General features: G+C 40.7%; 16 protein-coding genes. 9 read left to right on the forward strand and 7 right to left on the reverse strand.

All coding sequences use genetic code 11. The features are described from left to right. The 4 genes from RM529_RS00615 to RM529_RS00630 form a co-directional block, all read left to right on the forward strand. Positions 1-215: ribosomal maturation YjgA family protein (locus RM529_RS00615; RefSeq protein WP_311482806.1), on the forward strand; the 215-nt coding region annotated here is incomplete at its 5' end. 330 nt (positions 216-545) lie between these two features. Continuing rightward, positions 546-1,235, forward strand: coding sequence for a class I SAM-dependent methyltransferase (locus RM529_RS00620; protein ID WP_311482807.1), 690 nt, complete (start codon positions 546-548; stop codon positions 1,233-1,235). A 249-nt stretch (positions 1,236-1,484) separates the two neighbouring features. Beyond that, positions 1,485-2,249, forward strand: a complete 765-nt coding sequence (locus tag RM529_RS00625) for a 3-keto-disaccharide hydrolase (protein WP_311482808.1) — start codon at positions 1,485-1,487, stop codon at positions 2,247-2,249. A 21-nt stretch (positions 2,250-2,270) separates the two neighbouring features. Then, complete coding sequence (locus tag RM529_RS00630; protein ID WP_311482809.1) at positions 2,271-3,617, forward strand: Gfo/Idh/MocA family protein; 1,347 nt, start codon at positions 2,271-2,273, stop codon at positions 3,615-3,617. 100 nt (positions 3,618-3,717) lie between these two features. Here the strand turns inward: RM529_RS00630 and RM529_RS00635 are convergent, their stop codons facing one another. From RM529_RS00635 to RM529_RS00655, 5 genes are read right to left on the reverse strand one after another with little or no spacing between them, the layout of a single operon-like run. Next, on the reverse strand, positions 3,718-6,585 hold the full coding sequence (locus tag RM529_RS00635) for a glycosyl hydrolase 115 family protein (RefSeq protein WP_311482810.1): 2,868 nt from the start codon (positions 6,583-6,585) through the stop codon (positions 3,718-3,720). A 1-nt stretch (position 6,586) separates the two neighbouring features. Then, positions 6,587-7,726 (reverse strand): endo-1,4-beta-xylanase, encoded by a 1,140-nt coding sequence (locus RM529_RS00640; protein ID WP_311482811.1) that lies wholly within the window; start codon positions 7,724-7,726, stop codon positions 6,587-6,589. Positions 7,727-7,735: 9 nt separating this feature from the next. Then, entirely contained in the window at positions 7,736-8,905 is a 1,170-nt protein-coding gene (gene uxuA, locus RM529_RS00645) for a mannonate dehydratase (protein WP_311482812.1), read from the reverse strand. Positions 8,906-8,915: 10 nt separating this feature from the next. Beyond that, the gene (locus RM529_RS00650) at positions 8,916-9,701 is read right to left on the reverse strand and encodes an SDR family NAD(P)-dependent oxidoreductase (protein WP_311482813.1); all 786 of its coding nucleotides are present in this window, start codon (positions 9,699-9,701) and stop codon (positions 8,916-8,918) included. A 48-nt stretch (positions 9,702-9,749) separates the two neighbouring features. Next, positions 9,750-11,915 (reverse strand): alpha-glucuronidase family glycosyl hydrolase, encoded by a 2,166-nt coding sequence (locus RM529_RS00655; RefSeq protein WP_311482814.1) that lies wholly within the window; start codon positions 11,913-11,915, stop codon positions 9,750-9,752. Positions 11,916-12,109: 194 nt separating this feature from the next. On the opposite strand from RM529_RS00655, the gene RM529_RS00660 reads away from it, so the two are divergent. Further along, positions 12,110-14,317 carry a glycoside hydrolase family 3 N-terminal domain-containing protein gene (locus RM529_RS00660; protein WP_311482815.1) on the forward strand — a complete coding sequence of 736 codons (2,208 nt, stop codon included), beginning with the start codon at positions 12,110-12,112 and terminating at the stop codon, positions 14,315-14,317. A gap of 24 nt (positions 14,318-14,341) precedes the next feature. Then, positions 14,342-15,748, forward strand: a complete 1,407-nt coding sequence (gene uxaC / locus RM529_RS00665; RefSeq protein WP_311482816.1) for a glucuronate isomerase — start codon at positions 14,342-14,344, stop codon at positions 15,746-15,748. Between the two features lie 53 nt (positions 15,749-15,801). Here the strand turns inward: uxaC and RM529_RS00670 are convergent, their stop codons facing one another. Then, complete coding sequence (locus RM529_RS00670; RefSeq protein WP_311482817.1) at positions 15,802-16,857, reverse strand: LacI family DNA-binding transcriptional regulator; 1,056 nt, start codon at positions 16,855-16,857, stop codon at positions 15,802-15,804. Positions 16,858-17,120: 263 nt separating this feature from the next. Next, on the reverse strand, positions 17,121-17,840 hold the full coding sequence (locus RM529_RS00675; protein ID WP_311482818.1) for an NUDIX hydrolase: 720 nt from the start codon (positions 17,838-17,840) through the stop codon (positions 17,121-17,123). A 188-nt stretch (positions 17,841-18,028) separates the two neighbouring features. Between RM529_RS00675 and xylE the strand changes: the two genes are divergently transcribed. From xylE to xylA, 3 genes are read left to right on the forward strand one after another with little or no spacing between them, the layout of a single operon-like run. Continuing rightward, complete coding sequence (gene xylE / locus RM529_RS00680) at positions 18,029-19,642, forward strand: D-xylose transporter XylE (RefSeq protein ID WP_311482819.1); 1,614 nt, start codon at positions 18,029-18,031, stop codon at positions 19,640-19,642. Positions 19,643-19,651: 9 nt separating this feature from the next. Then, positions 19,652-21,148, forward strand: coding sequence for a xylulokinase (locus tag RM529_RS00685; RefSeq protein ID WP_311482820.1), 1,497 nt, complete (start codon positions 19,652-19,654; stop codon positions 21,146-21,148). Positions 21,149-21,151: 3 nt separating this feature from the next. Further along, a complete protein-coding gene (gene xylA / locus RM529_RS00690) occupies positions 21,152-22,471 on the forward strand; it encodes a xylose isomerase (protein WP_311482821.1) in 1,320 nt (439 codons plus the stop codon). Positions 22,472-22,997: the final 526 nt, after the last annotated feature.

The raw sequence follows: 22,997 nt of genomic DNA on the forward strand, positions 1-22,997 counted from the left end.
GGATTTCTGTAAAAACCGCGGCTATAAGTGTACTGGTGTTCGCTTATTTTATTGAAGCCCTTCAGTATTTTAACATTATCGGTTTTTTAGGGATTGAGGATCATACTTTACTCAAGATTGTTTTAGGCAGCCATTTTGAATGGGCAGATATGCTTGCCTACACCTTGGGAATTTTCGCAATTTTCGGAATTGAGAAAATTAGGTTAGCACCTTAAAAGCTCAATGCCGAAAATTGGCAATTTTCGTGCTTTACTGTTTAACTTATTCTGAAAAATACTCGAACTGAGCTTGTTTTTGGCAAATATCGGTTCAAAATGTCTAAAACATCGTCTTTTTTCTTTTCTACGGAAGAAAAAGCAGAAAAATTGACCTTAAACTGAAGAATATCTGCTCCAAAGAGTATTTGCCACAGATTCTTAGCTGATTTTAGCGGTTATGCGGAATACTGCAGGTCGAAAAATGCCATCTTAAAGCCTTCATTATAATTGCAGTGCGGTTACAAGAAATATTTTCGGAAATTGTAAAACAGAATCGGGAGATTCTGAATGAAGATTGCCGAAAATGGCAATTTTCAGGCAAAAATAGAACGAGTTATGCAAATTCAGCAATGTCCGCTTTGTGAGAACAACGGTATTCCTTTTTTTCAGTCTGAAAAGGAGCAGTATTACGAGTGTGTTTATTGCAAGGGAATTTTTGTTCCCAAACACCTGCTTCCTGGGCCCCAGGACGAAATCAACAGGTACATTTCGCACAATAACGATGTTGAAGATCCCGGTTACCGGCAATTTGTTTCGCCTGTAGTAGAGGAAATTCTTCAGCATTTTGATGCCTCCCGGCATAAAGGGCTGGATTTTGGCGCAGGAACAGGTCCTGTTATTTCAAAAATGCTTCAGGATAAAGATTTCAAAATTGCTCCTTACGATCCGTTCTTTCAGGATAATCGGGAACTACTTCAGCATAAATACAACTTTATTGCCTGTTGCGAAGTGATGGAACATTTTCATTTTCCGCGGAAGGAATTCCGCAGACTCAAACAATTGCTGCTTCCGGGAGGGAAACTATTTTGTATGACGCACCTTTATAATCCAAAAATTGAGTTTAAAAACTGGTATTATAAAAATGATCGCACACATGTATTTATATACCAGGAAGAGACGCTGAAGTACATTAAGGAAGAATTCGGTTTTTCAGATTTTTATGTAAAAGAGCGCCTTATTGTGTTTTCCATTGCCTGATATTCTACGGTTTTCCTGCAAGCTTTTTAAAACCTGTGTGTAAGTCAAGTGATCTTATAAAGTTTAGGAGGAAAAAAGGATAATTGCAATACGCGATATCCATTCCTTATTTTTTATCTTAAACAATAAAGTACAATCGAATAATTTTTTATTTACTTCTGAAAAAAAGCCTTAGAAATTTTGAATAATAAAGATTATAAACATAGTTTTAACATTATTGATAATCTTCTTAAAAAAAACAACAGGAAAATGAAAAAATCCACCAACGGGATTGGGTTAGCTTTTTTAGCACTTTTAATAATTCCAACTATGGCAAACTCGCAAAACGACAATGATCTTCCTCCTGAGGCTACCGAATTTTATGAGCCTGTTCCTAAGAAAATTCAGGCAGGTTCACAACCGGGCGAAGCCCCATCAGACGCTATTGTCCTTTTTGATGGTACAAACCTGGATGCATGGCAAAATGCCGAAGATGGGAGCACCGCAAACTGGAATATTTCAGATGGAAATTTTAGCGTTAATCCGGGTTCAGGACCAATTAAAACCCGGGAGGAATTTGGCGATGTTCAGTTACACCTGGAATGGCGGGCACCTCAGGAAATTAAAGGAGAAGGCCAGGGACGTGGCAACAGCGGGGTATTTCTTATGAACAACTACGAAGTGCAGATCCTGGATTCTTATGAAAGCAAAACCTACACCAACGGGCAGGCCGGGAGTATTTATAAACAATCACCGCCATTGGTAAACGCCACAAAATCCCCGGAAGAATGGAATGTTTACGATATTATCTTCAGGTCACCGCGTTTTAATAAAGACGGAATGTTGATAAAACCGGCCACAGTAACCGTGCTGCATAACGGAGTACTGGTCCAGGAGCATTTTGAAATAAAAGGACCAACCGTTTACACCGGGATTCCGCATTATACTGCTCATGCAGAAAAACTTCCTATTCGTCTTCAGGATCACGGAAATCCTGTAAGCTTCAGGAATATATGGGTAAGAGATTTAGACTAAAATTCAACAAGAATAGAAAATATGAACGACAAAAACACAAGAAGGAGCTTTATTAAAAAGTCGTCCTTAGCGGCTGCAGGATTAAGTTTACCGTTTTCTGCAATGCCTTTTTCAGCAGATATTTTAAAAGTTGCTCCCAGCGATCAGCTTAATTTTGGACTTATTGGCTGTAAAGGAATGGGATGGGCTGATATGCAGAGCCATTATAAAATTCCCGGAGTGAATTGCGTTGCACTTGCAGATATCGATCAAAGGGTTTTGGACGAAAGGTCTGCAGGAGTGAAGGAAATAGGAGGGAAAAGTCCGAAACAATATAAAGATTACCGCAAACTTCTGGAAGATAAAGATATTGATGTCGTGATTATTGGTACGCCAGATCATTGGCACTGCCTTAACACGGTGCATGCCCTGCAGGCTGGGAAACATGTTTATGTGGAAAAGCCTTTGGCCAACAGCATACAGGAATGTGATGTGATGTTAGGTGCAGCCAACCGGCATGATAAAATGATACAGGTAGGGCAGTGGCAAAGGAGTGGTAAACATTATGACGAGGCGATAAAATATGTACAATCTGGTAAGCTGGGCAATATAAGACTGGTAAAATGCTGGGCTTACCAGGGCTGGATGAATCCTGTTCCTGTAAAACCTAGTACTCCGCCGCCACCTGGAGTAGATTACGATATGTGGCTGGGCCCGGCGCCAGACCGTCCTTTTAATGAAAATCGTTTTCATTTTGATTTCCGGTGGTTCTGGGATTATGCAGGTGGTTTAATGACCGACTGGGGAGTGCATGAAATTGATATCGCGCTATATGCCATGCAGGCAAAAGCTCCAAAATCCATACTGGCTTCCGGAGGTAAATTTGCCTATCCTAACGATGCTTCAGAAACTCCCGATACGCTGCAAACCGTTTACGAATTTGAAGATTTTAATCTTTTGTGGGAGCACGCTACAGGAATAGATGGTGGTAATTACGGAAGGAATGAGGGAATTGCTTTTATAGGAAATAATGGAACCCTGGTGGTAAACCGGGGCGGCTGGGAAGTGATTCCCGAAGGCGAGAACAAAGACGGTGAATGGATTACAAAACTAAACAGGGTGGAACAGCAGGATGCGCAGGGAAGTGCCCTGGATAGTCACACTAAAAACTTTGTGGAAAGTATTAAGACCAACGATGCTTCTAAACTTAACTGCGGAATAGAAGCAGGGCATGCGGCCGCAGTAACAGCCCACATGGGAAATATCGCCTATAAGACGGGCGAGAAAATCTATTGGAACGAACAGGAAAGATCCTTTAAAAGAAGTGAAGCAGCCAATAAGCTTGTACAAGCCGATTATCACAATGGGTGGAAAATGCCGAACGTATAGACCTCTAAACAAAAATAATGCAGGCCTGCAATAGCAGACCTGCATTATCAAATTATATAGAAACCACGGGTATATTTTAAGCTACTCGTGGTTTTTTTATTTATTCCGCTTTGGCGCTCATTGGCGGGCCAAGATAGGAGTCTTCAATTTCTTCCGTTTTAATAAGGATTTTCTGAAGCACAATTCCCGGGTCTACCGCCCAAACCTTTAGCCTGTGTGCACCGTCGCTCTCCAGGTTGAAATTTGTCTTTACCACAGTGGCGTTATTGGCTACCGAAGTATCCCAGTTATCGCCAGTACCTTCCTGTAAATTCAGGATCTTTGGCTCCTTGCCATCAATGGAAACCGCAAAACGTAATCCGCCCCTGTCTAGAAAATCCAGGCTGGGAGATAAGGTAAATTCCATTTCAACTTCTCCTGAACTAAATGCAAAGAAATCATAATTAAGCGACGGATTATTTTCGCTAAATTCTTCTCCGGGTTTTATTTTTCCTGAAGACATGGCAGAACCTGTTTTTCCTAAATTTGGGACTAACTGCCATTCATTGTCACCACTGGTTTTTTCTGAATATTTTGTTGCCGGGATAGCAACATAACCGTTGCTTTCCACAAAACCTGTAATTTCTTCTGAAGGATTTCTAATAGCAGCAAGAACCTGTACTTTTGTTCTTCCCGGGCCTTTTATAATAAGCGGAACTTCATGCTCTCCTTTTGGGGCTTTGTCCCAATCCACACTAACCAAAACTCGTTCCTGATCATCTACTTTACCTTTTTCTGAAGAAAGTTTTATCCAGTCTTCTTTGTTCTTGATTTTGTATTTGAAATCTTCCTGGCCTTTATTAAAAATGTCTACATAAAAGCTTTGATCGTTATAAGGGTCAAACATGGGAAGCACCGCTTCCTGGCCTTTTGCTGCCTGCGTGGGCCACGAATTTGTAGATCCTTCCACAGCAATGCCCATAGCCGCTTCTTCCGGCACTTCTATCTTTTTTACTTCCGGCATACTTTGTTCTTCCGGTTGTTGCCAGTAGGTGTAGCCAATATGGTTTTGCGACATCATATGGTTCCATTTTCCATCGGCCAGCTCGTTGTGATAATATTCAGTGAGTTCTGCATCTTTTTGGTAATACTGCTCAACTTCATCTGCATAATTATTTGCAATCGCCCGGCCTTGTTTGGCATACAACCTGTTTTTAGCGGTAGCCACATAGAGCCTGTTGAGGTTTGCTGAAGCTTTTACCGGAAACAAGACAAGCTGATAAAATGCATCCCGGTATCGCTCCGGAATTTCATCATAAATCTCTTCTGCCTGCTCTTCTATTCGGGAATAATCTTCCAAAACCCTTTCGGCTTCGTTATAGCTGGTGATGCTATAGGTTTCTGCGCTTAAAAGTTCCGGCTTTCTTCGGCTGTTGTACTTTGTATATTTTTCAAGAATATTAGCTGTTTCTTCAGCATATTCTTTCCCAAACTGCTTTTCTGCCCATTTCCTGGTATATTCAGGAAGATCTTCCGCAGTAATTTTTTCAGGATCCCAAGCGTAATCCAGGAAGAAACTGGTGGGAAATTCCATAGGCTTAATATCACCCACGTTCACAATCCACAGCCTGTCAGCTCCAAATTGGTAGGCGAGGTTCATTTGTTCCCAAACCCTGGAAATCTGGGTGGTGTTGATCCATTTATAATTCCGTGGGCCGCCAACGTAATCAAAATGATAATAAATTCCGTAGCCGCCAGCTCGTTCTTCTTCTTCGGGATTTGGCAATTTCCTGATATTCCCCCAGTTGTCATCGGCCAGCAAGAGAGTAACATCATCTGGTACGCGCATTCCCTGGTCGTAATAATCCTGGACTTCCTTGTAAAGCGCCCAAACCTGCGGAGTCTCTTCTGTAGGTTTTCCGGTTACTTCAGCAATAATACGGCGTTGGTCTTCTACCACGCTTTCCAGCAGACTAATAGCCGTGCCTTCGCTCATAGGTTCGTCACCATCGCCACGCATCCCAATGGTAACCACACTTTCGTTATCGCCCATACGTTCCATTCCTTCTCTCCAGAATTGCTGAAGATTTTTGGGATTGGTATTATAATTCCATTCTCCCTCACCATAGCGGCGCCACTCATCGTGCGCCCGCATTAGCGGTTCGTGGTGGGAAGTTCCTATTACCACGCCATACTCATTGGCGATAATTGGGTTTTTTGGGTCATCATCATAAAACGCCCTTCCCCACATAGCCGGCCATAAATAATTTCCTTTTAGCCTGAGGATAAGCTCAAAAACATGCTCGTAAAATTCGCTGTTAAAGCCGCCAAAATTCTCTGTAGCCCAACCTGCAAGGGCGGGAGCTTCATCGTTAATAAAAATTCCGCGGTATTTTACTTTCGGGGAGCCGTCAGAATATTTTCCGGATTTTATGTACAAATTTTCGGTTTTTTTAGCCGGAACATCTGCCCACCAGTACCACGGAGAAACGCCAATTTCTTCGGAAACATCATACATCCCGAAAATAGTTCCCCTTTTGTCACTTCCGGCGATTACCAGGGCTTTTTTTACATTCGGCATTGGATTTTCGACTACCTGAATGGTAAAAGTTTCCCATTTTCCGGTTAATCCTGAAACGTCTAATTTTCCGCTTCCTGCCAACCGATCGATCAAGCGGCTTTTTCCCAGCGTCCCTATGATAACTGCCGTTTCGGAATTAATTTCTACGGAAGTATTCAACTGCGGAAGCCTTCCGGTTACCCTTTCAATATCCTGCGTAAAATCTTCAGCAACATAATGTACTCCTTTAAAATCTTCAGAATCAATATAAATATTTGGCAATTCTGAAGCTGAAGCCAGCTCAAAAGATCCTTCAGTTTCAGAATTTGTTACATAAGAATCCTGTGCAAAACTAAAAACCGGTAAAAGGATCGCCAGCAAAATATATTGCCGATAATTGTAGTTTTTGATGCTGCTCTTAATTTTCATATTAATCTTCGTTTTCTTCAAATTCTATGACTTCATAATAGGCCTCTTTTGGCTCGTAATCTTCATCAAAAAGCAACGGATAATTTTTGCGGCCCGGCACAGGATAATAATCCAGCCAGCTATAGGCATCAGCAATATTCCAGAAGGTTAGGCCGGTCATAACTTCTTTATAATCGCGGAATACTTTAAAAAACATTTTATACTTTTCAATCTGTTTTTCCTGAAGTTCGGGAGTAAATTCGTCAGATTCGTCTTCACGCATTTCACGGCGCTCCTTTTCCCAGGGGTAAAGCGAAACATCCAACTCTGTAATCTGTACTTCCAAACCTAAAGAAGAATACATATCCATGGCTTTTCTAAGCTCTTCTTCTGAAGGACTGTAAATAGACCAGTGCCCCTGTATTCCCACACCGTCTATTGGCACGTCGCGGTCTACAAGCGTTTTTAGCAGTTTGTAGATTCTATCTCTTTTTTCGGGAATTATGGCGTTATAATCGTTGTAAAAAAGTTTTGCTTCAGGATCTGCCTCGTGTGCATATTCAAAAGCTTTAATGATAAAATCTTCTCCCAGAATCTCATACCATTCAGATGTTCTTAAGAATTCTTCAGGGTTATCTGCAATGGCTTCATTTACAACATCCCACGCATAGATTGTGCCTTTGTAGCGGGAAACCACGGTGTCGATATGATTCTTCATTCGCTGCAGAAGTTCTTCCTTGCTCACCTGCCCGCCGTCTTGTGCTTTAAAAATCCAATCCCCGGTTTGTTGATGCCATACTAAGGCATGTCCCCGCATCTTCATATCATTTTCGCGGGCGAAATTGGCAATTTTATCTGCAGCTTCCCAGGAATAGCGGTCTTGTTCTGGATGAATTTCTCCCATTTTCATCACATTCTCCGGTGTAAGGCTGTTGTAATGTTGCAGGATTAATTCTTTGGATTTTCCTTCAAATGAATTAGGGGCAACCGCAACGCCTACAGGAAAATATTCTGAATAATAATCTTTAAGACCTTTCTCCTGTTCCTGTTCTTGGGTAGTTGTAGCTGCAACTTCGTTATTTTCTTCAGAACCCGATTTGCATCCTACAAAAAGGATGGAGCAAACAAGTAAAAGGTTTATTTTTTTATAAATGTTCTTCATTTGTTGGTTTTAGTCTTTATGCTGAATACTTCTTTCGAGACCTTTTTCAAGTCCTCTCAATTCGGCAAGGCCTTTTAATCTTCCGATTAAGGAATAACCGGGGTAGTAATTCCTGTGATCTTCGGCAGAATGCAGGTAGCCGTGATCTGGCCGCATTGGCAAACTGATCTTTTTTTCATTCATATAAGAAAGAATTCGACTAACAACTTCCGTCATAGGAACAGCACCGTCCAGGTGATCTGATTCCCGGAAAATCCCGTTGGTTTCGTGCTTTACATTTCTTAAATGTAGAAAATGTATCCTGTCTTTAGATTTTTCAAATATTTCAACAAGATCATTTTCCGGTCTTCCGCCGAGGGAGCCGGTGCAGTAGCAAAGGCCGTTGGCTTTAATATCAACCTCCTTCAAAATATGCTCAATATCGGCCTGGGTGCTCACTACTCTTGGAAGTCCCAGAACAGAAAACGGAGGATCGTCTGGATGTATCGCCAATTGCACTCCTGCTTCCTGTGCCACCGGGGAAACTTCAGACAAAAAATGGATAAGATTCTGCCTTAGTTTGTTGTCGTCTATATGATCGTAAGCTTTTAGCTGTTCTTTAATTACTTCGGGAGTAAAACTTTCAGAACTACCCGGGAGTCCCAGTAATACATTGCTGAACAATCTTTCTTTTTCTTCTGAAGAAAGATTTTCACCAGTCTTGCGGGCTTCTTCTATTTCTTCTTCAGAATAATCTTTTTCAGCATTTTCCCTTTTCAGAAGAAAGAGGTCGAAAAAGGCAAATTTCGCAGGATGATACCTCAGCACCTTAGAACCATCTTCATTTTCAAAATCATGATCTGTTCTAAGCCAGTCCAGGATTGGCATAAAATTATATGTGATTACTTTCAGGCCACATTCAGCAACATTTTTAATGCTCTGCTTGTAGTTTTCTATAAGCTGTTTATAATTTCCTGTTTGTCTCTTAATATCTTCATGAACCGGAAGGCTTTCTATAACTTTCCATTCCAGACCGGCATCTTCTATGGTTTTGATTCGCTCGTTAATATCTTTCACCTGCCATACATCGCCCACGGGTACCTGGTGCAGGGCGGTCACAATTCCTGTAACACCTGCCTGCTTCAGTTCTTTTAAAGAAATAATATCCTGCGGCCCGTACCACCGCATGGTCTGCGTCATGTTATACATCTTAAAATCCTATTGAATTACCACCGTCTATAGGCAGTATGGTTCCTGTTGTAAATTTTGACTGGGTAGTGGCATAGTAAAAAACGGCATCTCCAATATCTGAAGGTTCCCCAAGCCTGCCCATTGGTGTCCTGGAAAGTACCTTGTTCTTTCTCTCGGGATCGCTGTCCAGGGCCTTGCCGCTCATATTGGTTTTAATAAAACCCGGAGCAACACAGTTTACCCTTATTCCATGTTCGGCAAGATCTACGGCCATGGCGCGTGTCATCCCTTCTATCGCCGTTTTACTTGCAGAATACGCAATAACTTTTGGAATTCCGTACTGTGCCGCCATAGAACTAATGTTGATAATGCTTCCGGAGTTCTTCTCTTTCATGAATTTAGAAACTTCGCGGCTCATCACAAAAACGCTGGTAACGTTTGTATGAAGAATAGATTGGAATTCCTCATCGGTCACTTCCATAAATTCCTTTTTCATATTAATCCCGGCGTTGTTCACCAAAATATCGATAGCCCCTGCTTCTTTGGCAATTTTCGCCACAGCCTCGGGAATTTCTTTAAGATTATTAAGGTCGAGGATAAAAGGTTTTGCGTTAGGGCCAAGTTCTTCACAGGCCTTCAGGGTTTTTTCCTCGTTTCTTCCGTTTACATAAGTAGTAATGCCATTATCACAAAACTTTTTTGCGGTAGCATATCCAAGTCCGGCATTGGCGCCGGTTACAATTGCAGTCAGGTTGTTTTTCATTAAATTATATTGTTGAACCATGGCAAGGCATTGGGTTGCCATTACCATAGCTACTTTAGTTAAATGCCCAATTTGGGTCTGTAAATTATTTTATTCCCAGGAAGGCCTTATGCCCGGGGCAAAAGGAAATTCGAGGGATTTGTAATATTCAAGATCATGTTCTGGTTGTGGCACAGATTCGGGGATTTCCATACCTGAAAACTGCTGAAAATAAGAAAGACATGCATCCCTCCACCATTTTGATTCTTTAAGCTGAATCTGTAAAAGCATAGCAACTTTTTCAAAACGTTCTTTATCTACATATTCTTCCATATTGTTCCATGTATCCACCATTTCTTCTACGTCTTCCACACCTTCCTGATAAGTGGTAGCCAGGTTGTGCCAAAGCGTTTCCCCGTTGTCCATCTCATAATCCCATGGCAGGTGATGGAACCAAAGCAGGTATTTCTCCGGAGTGGTTTCCGGGGAGCTGTATTTTTCTGCAATAGGATTTGCGTACTGTGAAAGCGCGTCGCTTCCAGATTGGGTACGGTCAAAACCAATACCTTCTTCATCTGCTTTATGGTAGTACACAGGATTCCATTCGGGTCTGGAAAGATTGCTAACCCAAGGTCCCGGCCCATAGTGATGGCCTGTGTCCATAATATGGTGCAAGCCAAGCGGAGTCATATATTTTACTACAGCTTCACGGGATTTTATCATTAAGTCTGTAACCGGATATATAAATGCTTCTTCGTTGGTGAAGGTCATTTTTAACCATTCTTCAGCTATTTCTTCAGAACTCATGTAAGGGTCCCATGCAAGTCGTCCAAAGCCATACCAGCTGCTTTGGCCAAAAGGATGACCCGTCCAGTTTTTTGCGGTACCAATATTGGCAACTCCGGCCATCCCGGTAAGTTTTTTATTGGAAAGGCTACCATCGATAACCTTGGCGACGGTAGAATTTTCACCATTCACATAAGTATCTTCCTCCAGGGTTTCTTCAAATAACTTCGGAAGAAATACCAGGTGGGAAGCAAATCCCAGGTATTCCTGAGTTATCTGAAATTCCATCATCAGCGGAGTATTTGGCATTGCTCCAAATACAGGATGAAAAGGCTCCCTTGGCTGGAAATCTATTGGCCCGTTTTTAACCTGAACCAAAACATTCTCCTTAAACCGACCATCGAAAGGAACAAATTCAGAATATGCCTGTTTTGCACGATCTTCGGGATCATCTTCAGAATAAACAAAGGCACGCCACATTACAATCCCGTTGTGCGGCGCAACCGCTTCTGCCAGCATATTTGCTCCGTCAACGTGCGTCCGGTCATAATTATTAGGTCCCGGTTGACCTTCAGAATTTGCTTTTACGAGAAAACCTCCAAAATCGGGAATTTCAGCATAAATTTCATCAGCTTTATCTTTCCACCATTGTCTTACCTCAGCATTTAGAGGGTCTGCAGTATCCACATCTCCGCTTTCCAATGGAGCTGAAAACCGTGCAGTGAGATAAACCTGAATTCCGTAAGGACGAAAAACTTCAGCAAGAGCTTTAACTTTTTCAATGTATTGTTCTGTAAGAATCAGTGAATTGGCATTTACGTTAGTTAAAACAGTTCCATTAATTCCAATAGAAGCATTTGCCCGTGCATAATCTGTATATTCTGGCTTGATCAATTCTGGTAACAAGTGCCAGTCCCAAATAGAAAAACCGGCATATCCTCGCTCTACAGTACGATCCAGATTGTCCCAATGGTTTAAAACACGCTTCTGAATTTTTGGGGAGTCGATAATTGCCAAATTTGAGAGGTCGTTATGTAGTTGCATCTCCTTAATAAGACGAAAACTTCCGTAGAGCACTCCAATATCTGTTTTTGCTGTGATTAAGATGACTTTATTTCCATTTTGTTCTAAACTCATTATAATATAACCTTCAGAATTGATATTTTCGATATCTGACTTTACATCACTGCGCATGTTTGCAGGGAGTTGATCGATATTTGCCAAAATAAGCAGTCCATCACCAGATTCCGCAGTTTTAAGTTCTTCATTAAAAAAAGAATGATAAGCTTTGGAAATTTCTTTGTGCGATACATCCAGACTTGGGGAATTTCCCATGACATTTATTGCTTTAAAAGCATCCAGATAAGATTGTTTGAGTTCTGAATCCTCAATGCTATCGTACTGGAGCCATAACTTGTAATCGTTTTGGGAAAATGTTGCCAGTGGGAAACAGCAAATAAGAACAAGAAGAATACTTTTTATTTGGTTCATGGAAATTGTTGAAATAGTTAAGTAAGCCTGAAATAAATCGATTGCGATGGGAAATTAGGTAAAAAAAACAAACGAACAAAATTTTTGCGCAATCGGTTGCGTTTAATTTATTTTTATTCTTTATTTGTTAAGAGTATCTTTACATAATTGCTTCTTCTTTCGAAAAAATCCTTAATTCTTAATACCTAAAGTGTATGAATATTAATATTTTAAAAACGGTAATTCTTCTTTTGACCGTGATTGCCTTTTGCCCCGCGCAAGCTCAGGAAAATATCGAATCCGGATCCTATGCCTTCAGAAATGCAGCATTGGATATTGATGCAAGGGTAGACGATTTGATAGACCGGTTAACTTTGGAAGAGAAGGCGATGCAAATGATGCACGACAGTCCCGAAATTGAAAGGCTGGGCATCCCGAAATATAACTGGTGGAATGAAGCCCTTCATGGCATTGGCAGATCTGGTATTGCGACAGTTTTCCCACAGGCTATAGGAATGGGTGCCACATTTGATGAAGATCTTATCCTGGAAGTAGCTTCAGCAATTTCTGATGAGGCCCGGGCAACACATAACACAGCGGTTAAAAATGGTTATCGCCGGCAGTATAGCGGCCTCACCTTCTGGACACCAAATATTAATATTTTTCGTGATCCGCGTTGGGGAAGAGGGCAGGAGACCTATGGAGAAGATCCATACCTTACTTCTATCCTTGGAACTGCCTTTGTAAAAGGCCTGCAGGGGGATCATCCAAAGTATCTTAAGACTGCTGCTGCTGCAAAACATTATGCCGTACATAGCGGTCCGGAAAAATTGCGGCATGAATTTAATGCCGAAGCCACACAAAAGGATATGTGGGAAACCTATTTGCCTGCTTTTAAAGCATTGGTAGATGCAGATGTTGAAACGATTATGTGTGCATATAACAGTACAAACGGGGAGCCTTGTTGTGCCAATAAATATTTACTGCAGGACGTGCTGCGTGAGAAATGGAATTTTGACGGCCACATCGTTAGTGACTGTTGGGCGCTGGTAGATTTTTATGAAGGCCATAATGTAGTAGAGACTCCCGAGGAGGCGGCAGCTTTGGGTGTTAAGAGTGGCGTAAACCTTAACTGCGGAAGTACCTATCCTGCTTTGCCCGAAGCGGTAAAACAAGGTTTAATTACCGAAGCAGAAATTGATGAGCAGCTAAAGGTGTTGCTAAAGACCAAATTTAAATTAGGACTTTTTGATCCTGTAGAAGGTAATCCTTACTCCCAACTTTCTGTAGAGAATTTAAATACCGAAGAGCACAGGCAACTGGCAAGAGAAACCGCTCAGAAATCTGTAGTAATGCTGAAGAATAACGGTGCATTGCCGCTTAAGAACGATCTTTCAAAGTATTTTGTGACCGGTCCCAATGCGACGAGTATAGAAGTGCTGCTGGGGAATTATCACGGCATAAATCCGAGTCTGGTGACAATTTTAGAAGGTCTTGCCGGCGCTGTAGAACCGCAGAGCCAGATGCAGTACAGGCAGGGAACTCTGCTTGACCGGCCAAATGCGAATCCGCAGGACTGGGCTTCACCAAACGCCGGGAACAGTGACGCTACTATAGCTGTTCTGGGAATTTCAGGTGTGTTGGAAGGCGAAGAAGGAGAATCTATTGCTTCAGAAACCTTTGGGGACAGGTTGGATTATAACCTTCCGCAGAACCAGATAGATTATTTAAGGAAATTAAATGAAGCAGCCGGAGATAATCCTGTAATTGCAGTTATTACCGGGGGAAGCCCCATGAATTTGGAAGAAGTGCATGAACTTGCAGATGCGGTTTTACTGGTGTGGTATCCTGGCGAAGAAGGCGGAACAGCCGTGGCAGATATTATTTTTGGTGATATTTCTCCATCAGGAAGGTTGCCTATTACTTTTCCGAAATCGCTGGATGATCTTCCTCCTTATGAAGATTACAGCATGAATGGAAGAACGTACAAATACATGGACGAAGCTCCAATGTATCCTTTTGGCTACGGATTAAGTTATACGCAATTTGAATATTCTGATGTTCAGCTTAATAAAAATAAAGTAAAAAGAGGTAATTCCCTTACCGCCACTGCAACCGTGACCAACACAGGAGATAAGCAGGCTGAAGAAGTTGTGCAGCTTTATGTTTCTGACGTGGAAACTTCGGTAGATGCTCCAAAATATCAACTTTATGGTGTAAAAAGAGTTTCTCTCGAGGCAGGTGCTTCCGAAGAAATTCAGTTTGAAATCACTCCCGGGATGATGGAGCTTGTAAATACAGATGGAGAAAGAGTGTTAGAAAAAGGGGAATTCAGGATTTATATTGGAGGGTCTACCCCGCACGAAAGAAATGTAGAACTGGGGATGGCAAAAGTTAAGGAAGCCAGCTTTAGAATGAATTAATAACATACCGCTTTACAAAAATAGATGGAAAGTTTTATTGACGAGAATTTTTTACTGGAGACCGAGTACGCCCAGGAATTATATCACAACTATGCTAAATCTATGCCTATTATAGATTTTCATTGTCATTTAGCCGTAGAAGATATTGCAAATGACCGCCGGTTTTCGAATCTTACAGAAATATGGATTCATGGCGATCACTATAAATGGAGGGCAATGCGTGCGCTGGGGATTAAAGAAAAGTATATTACCGGAGAAAGTAGTGATGAAGAGAAATTCCTGAAATGGGCTTCCACCATACCGTATGCACTTAGAAATCCTCTTTACCACTGGAGCCATCTGGAGCTGGAGCGGTATTTTGGTATTACAGAAATTCTTAATAATGAAAGTGCTAAAAGGATCTATGACCAATGCAATAAGCTTCTTTCCACCCCTGAATATTCTGCGCGAAATTTGCTGAAGAAGATGAAGGTAGAGGTAGTGTGTACTTCAGACGATCCCGTAGACGATTTGAGATATCACAAGCAGATTGCCGGGGAAGGATTTGAGATCAAGATACTGCCAACATTTAGGCCGGACCAGCTTTTGGGTATAGAAAAAGAAGGCTTTAAAGATTATATTCAGAAACTATCAAATATTTCTGAGATAGAAGTTACGGATTTTGTTTCACTACAGCAGGCTACGGAAAGTCGAATCGATTATTTTCATGAAGCAGGTTGCAGGCTTTCAGATCATGGCCTGGATTACGCCTGTGCTGAAGATTTTACAGAAGATGAACTAAATGAAATTGTAAAAAAGAAACTGCAGAACAAAGAGCTTAATGCTTCAGAAGTTCTGATTTATAAATCCGGACTTCTTTATTTTATGGGTAAATATTACGCCGAGAAGAAATGGATCATGCAGTTGCACCTTGGACCAATAAGGGATAATAATTCCCGGTTGTTGAACAAATTGGGGGCAAATGCAGGAGTAGATAGTATTGGGGATTTTCAGCAAGCCAGGCCCCTGGCCAAATTTATGGATAGCCTGGATAAAACAGATTCCCTTCCTAAGACCATTTTATATAATGTTAACCCTGCAGACAATGAGGTAATGGCAACTATGGCGGGAAATTATATGTCTGATACCGAAAAAGGCAAAATCCAGCATGGCGCTGCCTGGTGGTTTCTGGACCAGAAGGATGGGATTGAGAGGCAGCTGGATGCAATCTCTAATATGGGTTTAATTAGCTGTTTTGTAGGGATGTTGACCGATAGCAGGAGTTTGCTTTCTTATCCGAGGCATGAATATTTCAGGAGAGTTTTGTGTAATTTGTTTGGGAATGACATTGAAAATAAAGCAATGCCGGCAGATATGGAATGGATAGGCAAAATTGTAGAGGATATTTGTTATAGGAATGCGAAGGAATATTTTAATTTCCCGGAAAAATAGATCTTTTTACAACGCAAAAAACTTAACTCTTAATTTCCTACTTTAAATGCGGACTATTCGATTTCTAAAAGTTGGTCAGCATTTATTTTATTGCTTGAGCTTCTTACAATAATCTCGGTATCGAGCATGGTAATTTCAGAAATATCTGAAGCTAGTTTTTTTGAGGAATGATCAAGAATCCTTTTAGCCGAAATCTCTCCCATTTTCATTGCAGGATGTGAAACTGTAGACAGCGCAGGTTCTACTACAGAGGCCATGGGGTCATCATTAAACCCTATAATAGCTAGCTCTTCGGGAATTTTAATCCCTTTTGCCTTGGCGGTTAATATGGCGCTCACGGCCGCGGTATCATTAGAAGAAAAAAGTCCGTCGGGAGGTTGAGGTAAATTCAGGAGTGTTTTTGTTGCTTCGCTGCCTTCTTCAAAGCTCATAGTTTCAAGGTCTATTATTAAATCTTCGGCCACCTCAAGATTATTCTCCCTTAGCGCGTCTAAATAGCCTTTTTTCCGAAGCTTATAAACATTTAAATGTTGTGCGCCGGCAAAGTGGGCTATCCTTTTGCAGCCCTGGTCTATAAGATGCTGGGTTGCGCGATATCCTGCCGTGTAATTGTCAATTATCACCCTGTAGGAATTAAACTCGGCAGGTACCCGGTCTACAAAAACTATGGGGATGTTTTGATCTACAAATTGCTTAAAGTGTTTTGTATCTTTAGTCTCCATACCAAGGGAGACAACAAGTCCGCTCACCCTACTGTCATACAAAGCCTTAGCGTTGGTTATCTCATTATCATACTTGTCGTTGGACTGGCTTATAATTACGTTGTATCCTGCTTTTCTTGCTGTTTCCTCTACCCCGCTTATCAAAGAAGCAATAAAGGGACGGTTTATTCTGGCAATTAGGATACCTATGGTTTTACTTTTGTTATTACGTAAACTGGCCGCTATGGAGTTGGGCCTGTACCCCAGTTGCCCGGCTATTTTTTGAATTTCTTTTGTAGTCTTTTGACTTATACTCTTGTGGTTATTAAGAGCCCGGGAAATGGTTGAAGGGGAATATTTCAATTCTTTTGCCAGGTCGTAGATCGTAACTTCTTTCTTTCTTTTCATTTATTGGGATCTTAATAACCCAGCAACAAATCTTTTTGTTGCGGAGGAACTTCAAATATAGCAAATCTATGGAATACTACGTCATTAAAGATATAACGCTAAGGGGGAAGCTGAATTTTTTTTCAAAAAATGAAAGTAAAGAACATTGGTTGCTTAAAGTTGCACAAGAAATTCAGTACTATTTTAAGAAGTTAGAAGGTATGACGTGAAAAAGATACTTATAAAAACAATTGTAGTTCACAATTTTTAGAAGTGGTTTAATTTTAGAATTCAAAGCTGAAGCCTTTTTCTGTCAATTTTTGATAGATCGTATTATCAAACTGATAAAGCTTGGCAGCTCTGTGAGAGACATCTTTCTGTTTTTCATTAAGGTCCACCAGAAGTTTCATTCTAAGGATTTTTCTGCGGAAGTTAGGCTTATCCATCTCAATATCCAGTATTTCTTCGTATAACTGCATGAGTTGTAACAGCGTGAATTTTTCTGGTAGTAAATTAAAGCCTATAGGAGCCTGTCGTACCCTTCGTCTCAATCTCTTTAAGCTGTAATCGAGAATTTGGTTGTGATCATAAATTAAGTCCGGAATTTCTTTAATTTTAAACCATTTGGCTTCTGAAGCTGTAAATCCGGCTTTTACATTATAATCTTCTCGTTTTATCAGGGCGTTGTAACCAATAGTTATTACACGGCCTACAGGAAAGCGCTGGGGATCACCAAAGGCCTTTAGCTGTTCGAGATATATGTTGTCAAGGCCTGTGAGTTCACGCAGGAGCCGGTGCGCTGCGGCATCTATACCTTCTTCTTCTTTTATCCAGCCTCCAGGAAGCCCCCATTCCCCTTTCCTTATCCCTCTTCCATGCTTCACCAGGAGGATTTCCAGACTGCCATTTTCAAATCCGAAAACAACGCAATCTATTGTTATAGAACTCATTACCGGTGTTTCTACCAGCTCGCCAGACTCTTCTTTTACTAATGCTTTTTTCATTTATAACTAAAATACTAAAAATGGTATCGTATTTTTCTGAGATGTTTTTTCAGAATAAACAGAATTTGAAGTTTGTATTTTAAGATATTTTAATAAATACCCCTAATTAATTGCTAAACTAAAAATTAATATTTAAACTTGTGGTCATATAAACTATAAGTTTCATTTAAGTAATCATATAAAAAAGAATGGCGACAGCAAAAATTAGTCAGAAGAGTGTGTACCTTATAACTATAGTAGCCAGCCTCGGTGGTTTACTATTTGGTTATGACACGGCGGTAATTTCTGGGGCGGTAGGTGCTTTGGAAAGTTCCTTTATTACTTCTTTGGAAAACAATACAACCTTGGCAGAAAATAGTATTTTTCAGTTTAAGGTTATTATTAGTTTATGTATCCTGGCCATAGGATTATTATTTGCATCTTTTATTTTAAAGTTTTTTAAGCGCAGTACTGCTTATATCATTATAGCGGGCATCCTTTTGTTGGGTGGTGCTATCTATTATTTCCAGTTTTTGACATTGCCGGGAGTGCTCACAGAGAATCTAAGGAATTCAATTTTGGGATTCATGGTGAGTAGTGCTCTTGTAGGTTGTATTATTGGTGCCTCTATGGGAGATAATGCTGCAAATTCTATAGGACGACGAAACGGACTTATTATATCTGCGCTTCTTTTCCTTCTATCCGCTTGCGGTTCTTCTTACCCAGAAATTATGAATATTTTTCCCGGTAATGATCTAACATCATTCATCATTTACCGTATTGTTGGAGGAATAGGAGTGGGGCTCGCCAGTATGCTGGCACCGGTTTATATTGCTGAAATGGCACCTGCGGGAATTCGTGGGAAACTTGTTTCTTTTAACCAGTTCGCAATCGTTACAGGTATGCTGGTCGTATACTTTGTTAACTATTTTATCGTAAGTGGACAGACGGAAGACTGGATTAACCAGACGGGATGGCGGTATATGTTTTTATCGGAAAGTATCCCGGCTCTCCTGTTTTTGCTTTTCTTGTTTTTTGTTCCCAAAACACCTCGTTTCCAGACAATGAAAGGAAATGAGAAGGATGCTATGGAGGTTCTTACAAAGCTGAATGGTCCGGATAAAGCATCACAAATTCTGGCAGAGATTAAAGCATCTTTTAGTCGTACTAAATCTCACTGGCTTTCTTTTGGATGGACGGTAGTGATTGTAGGGATTGTGCTTTCCGTTTTTCAGCAATTTGTAGGAATTAACGTGGTACTCTACTACGCTCCGCAAATTTTTGAGGGAATGGGAATGGAGACTGATGCGTCCATGTTGCAAACAATAATTGTGGGAGCGATAAATATGCTCTTTACTGTTTTGGCAATTATGACGGTTGATAAATTTGGAAGGAAGAAATTAATGATGATAGGAAGTGCAGTAATGGCCGTGAGTATGATAGGGCTTGGATTCGCGCTTTATTTACAGGTTGAAGGTTTGCCTGCGTTACTTCTTATGCTTCTTTATATTGCTGCTTTTGCAATGTCATGGGGACCTGTAACCTGGGTGCTGTTGTCTGAAATTTTTCCAAACAAGATCAGGGGAGTGATGGCTGTAGCGGTAGCAGTCCAATGGCTGGCCAACCTTATTGTCTCCTGGACATTCCCAATGATGGATAAGAATGAAGCGCTTGTGGAGAGTTTTCATCATGGATTCTCGTACTGGATATACGGAATAATGGCTATCCTATCTGGTTTATTCATCTGGAAATTTGTGCCGGAGACCAAAGGAAGAACCTTGGAAGACATGGAAAATTTATGGATTCGAAAAAAAAGTAATTAAAATATAAATATGTATTTCTTAGGAATAGATTTAGGAAGTTCCTCAATAAAGGTGTCGGTTTTAGATGCTGAAAAGGGTAAGATAATTTGTGCGGTCACAGTTCCGGAGTCTGAGATGGAAATTTTGGCACCAAAGTTTGACTGGGCAGAACAAAACCCGGAAGTCTGGTGGGGTTATGTAAAAGAGGGACTTAATGAGGTGTCGAAAAAGCACAATATCGACCTCAAAGAGGTAAATGGAATTGGAATAGCATACCAGATGCATGGTCTTGTTCTTACAGATGAGAACCTGGAACCGGTAAGGCCTTCTATTATCTGGTGTGACAGCAGGGCGGTAGAAATTGGTAATGAAGCTTATGATGCTATTGGAAAAGAGAATTGCCAGAGACAAATACTGGGGAGCCCCGGGAACTTTACTGCTTCAAAGTTAAAGTGGGTAAAGCAGAATGAACCTGAAGTATACGCCAAAGCAAAATACATGATGCTTCCGGGAGACTATATAGCGGCAAAGCTCTCCGGTATTCCGCAGACTACTACTTCCGGCTTATCTGAAGCTGCTCTGTGGGATTTCCCAAAAGGCACGTTGGCTACAGAGGTATTGGAGAATATGGGTTTGTCCAAGGATTATATTCCGGAGATTGTTCCGAGTTTTGGACGGCAGGCAAAAATGAATAAAGAGGTAGCCACTGAATTAGGACTAAATCCTAATGCAATGATTACCTACCGTGCCGGAGACCAGCCTAACAATGCGTTGTCTTTAAATGTATTAAATCCCGGTGAGATTGCTACTACTGCGGGTACTTCCGCGGTTATATACGCTGTGACTGATAGTGATACCTATGATAAAGAAAACAGGGTAAATACATTCTTACATGTAAATAACAGTGAAGAAAAGAAGCGCAATGGTATTTTGGGAATTATTAATGGTTCCGGAATTCTTTATCAATGGCTGCGGAAGACAATTTCTTTAGGAAATGATGAGCTTATTTCCTACGAGTTGCTTAACCGCGAGGCTGCGAAAGTGGCTGCGGGAAGTGAAGGATTGCGATTCTATCCTTTTGGAAATGGAGCGGAACGAATTTTTAACAATAAACGGGTTAATTCGGGAATTGAAAACCTTAACTTTAATATTCACCAACCCCCACATCTTATACGTGCTGCCTGCGAAGGAATTGTGTTTGCCATGAACTATGGTTTTGATGTTATAAAATCTATGGGAACTTCTGGAGAAGTGGTTCGCGCGGGAAAGGGAAATCTATTTTTGAGTCCGGTCTTTAGAGAAATTTTTTGTAATACTACGCAAGCCAAACTTGAGCTTTACAACACTTCTGGTGCAGAAGGAGCAGCGCGGGGTGCAGCCTATGGTTACGGCTATTTCAGTAGTCTTGAAGAAGCCTTTGGCGGCTTGGAAATAGTAGAGCGAATAGAGCCCAACCATGAACTTTCGTCTCAATATCAGGAAATTTATGCGCAGTGGAAAGAAAATATTAAAATAGAAAAAGAATAAATTATGAACACAGAAAGTAAATTTTTTAAAAACGTAGATCAAATCAAATATGAAGGCAGGGAAAGTGATAATCCTTTAGCTTTTAAATATTATGATGAAAATAAAGTTGTAGCAGGAAAGACCCTGAAAGAACATATGAGGTTTGCCACAGCATACTGGCACACATTTAATAATACCGGTAGTGATCCTTTTGGTCCTGGTACAGAGACTTTTGAGTGGGATAAAAGTGATGATCCCATTACCCGTGCAAAGGATAAAATGGACGCGGCTTTCGAATTTATGACAAAGCTGGGTACACCGTATTACTGCTTTCACGATGTGGATGTTGTAGATGAAGCTCCAAGTCTTGCTGAGTTTGAGAAAAGGCTGCAGACCATGGTGGAATATGCCAAGCAAAAGCAGGAGGAAAGCGGAATAAAATTATTATGGGGAACATCTAATTTATTTAGTAACCCCCGTTATATGAATGGCGCAGCGACCAATCCCAATTTTGATGTTCTTGCTTATGCCGGTGCACAGGCTAAAATTGCGATTGATGCTACAATTGCACTTGGAGGAGAAAACTATGTGTTCTGGGGAGGTCGTGAAGGTTATATGAGCCTTCTAAATACAGATATGAAGAGAGAACAGGAGCACCTGGGTCGCTTTCTTAATACCTGTAAAGATTATGCAAGGCAACAAGGTTTTAAAGGTACATTCTTTATCGAACCAAAACCAATGGAGCCTACTAAACATCAATATGATTATGATGCGGCTACTTCTTTGCGTTTTATTAATCAATACGGACTGGAAAACGATTTTAAATTAAATCTTGAAGTAAATCATGGAACTCTTGCTGGGCACACATTTGAACATGAACTTCAGGTTGCTGTTGATGCCGGTATGTTGGGAAGTATAGATGCTAACAGAGGAGATTACCAGAATGGTTGGGATACAGATCAGTTTCCTATAGATCTATACGAGATCACTCAGGCTATGCTTATCATCCTTGAAGGAGGTGGAATCCAGGGTGGGGGAATTAACTTTGATGCTAAAGTCAGACGTAATTCAACCGATCTTGAAGATAAATTTATAGCCCACGTTGCCGGAATGGATATTTTTGCAAGAGGACTGATTTGTGCTGATAACATTTTGCAAAATTCCCAGTATAAAAAGCTTCGAAAAGATCGCTACTCATCTTTTGACAGTGGAAACGGATCTAAGTTTGAAAAAGGGGATTTATCACTCGAAGACCTTAGTAAAATTGCAAGGGAAGCTGGAGAGCCTCAGCAAATAAGTGGAAAACAGGAATTGTTTGAGCAAATTGTTGCTAATTCCTATTAATAGGAGAGGGAACATATGTTGGAAACATTGAAGGAGGAGGCTGACATTCTTTGTCGGCCTCTTTTAAGCTAAACCTAAATTGTCTGCAGGTTATGTTGGCCTTTGCATCAGTAAAATTGATTAAGCTATTTTCTCTTCCTGGATGAGATCGCAAATTAAGATCCAGCCGTTCGCAGGTTTTACTTCTATTTAAGAACTTCTGCTGTAGTTCCATTTACACAATCGAATTTTAACTTTTATAATATGTTCTGATATAGCTCTTGTTGTTTAATACCAGTTGTGTGTTAACCAGGCGGAAACAACTTTTCCTTATGCTATTAGCTTAATATTTATGAAGTAGACTTTGCACAAAATAAGAGTCTGCTCCAAAGGAGAAAATATTAATGAGAGGATTTACAACATTTAAATCTTAATTTTTAAGGAATTTAGCATAGCTAACCGTGGTAATCTATTGGTATCTCGCAAATGAGTTAATTGCAGACTTGGTTTCTTTAAGATTTTGAGGTTTGAAGAAAACCCTTTTATA

Origin of the sequence: Autumnicola edwardsiae, assembly GCF_031846505.1 — a bacterium.
GTDB classification, from domain to species: Bacteria; Bacteroidota; Bacteroidia; order Flavobacteriales; family Flavobacteriaceae; genus Autumnicola; species Autumnicola edwardsiae.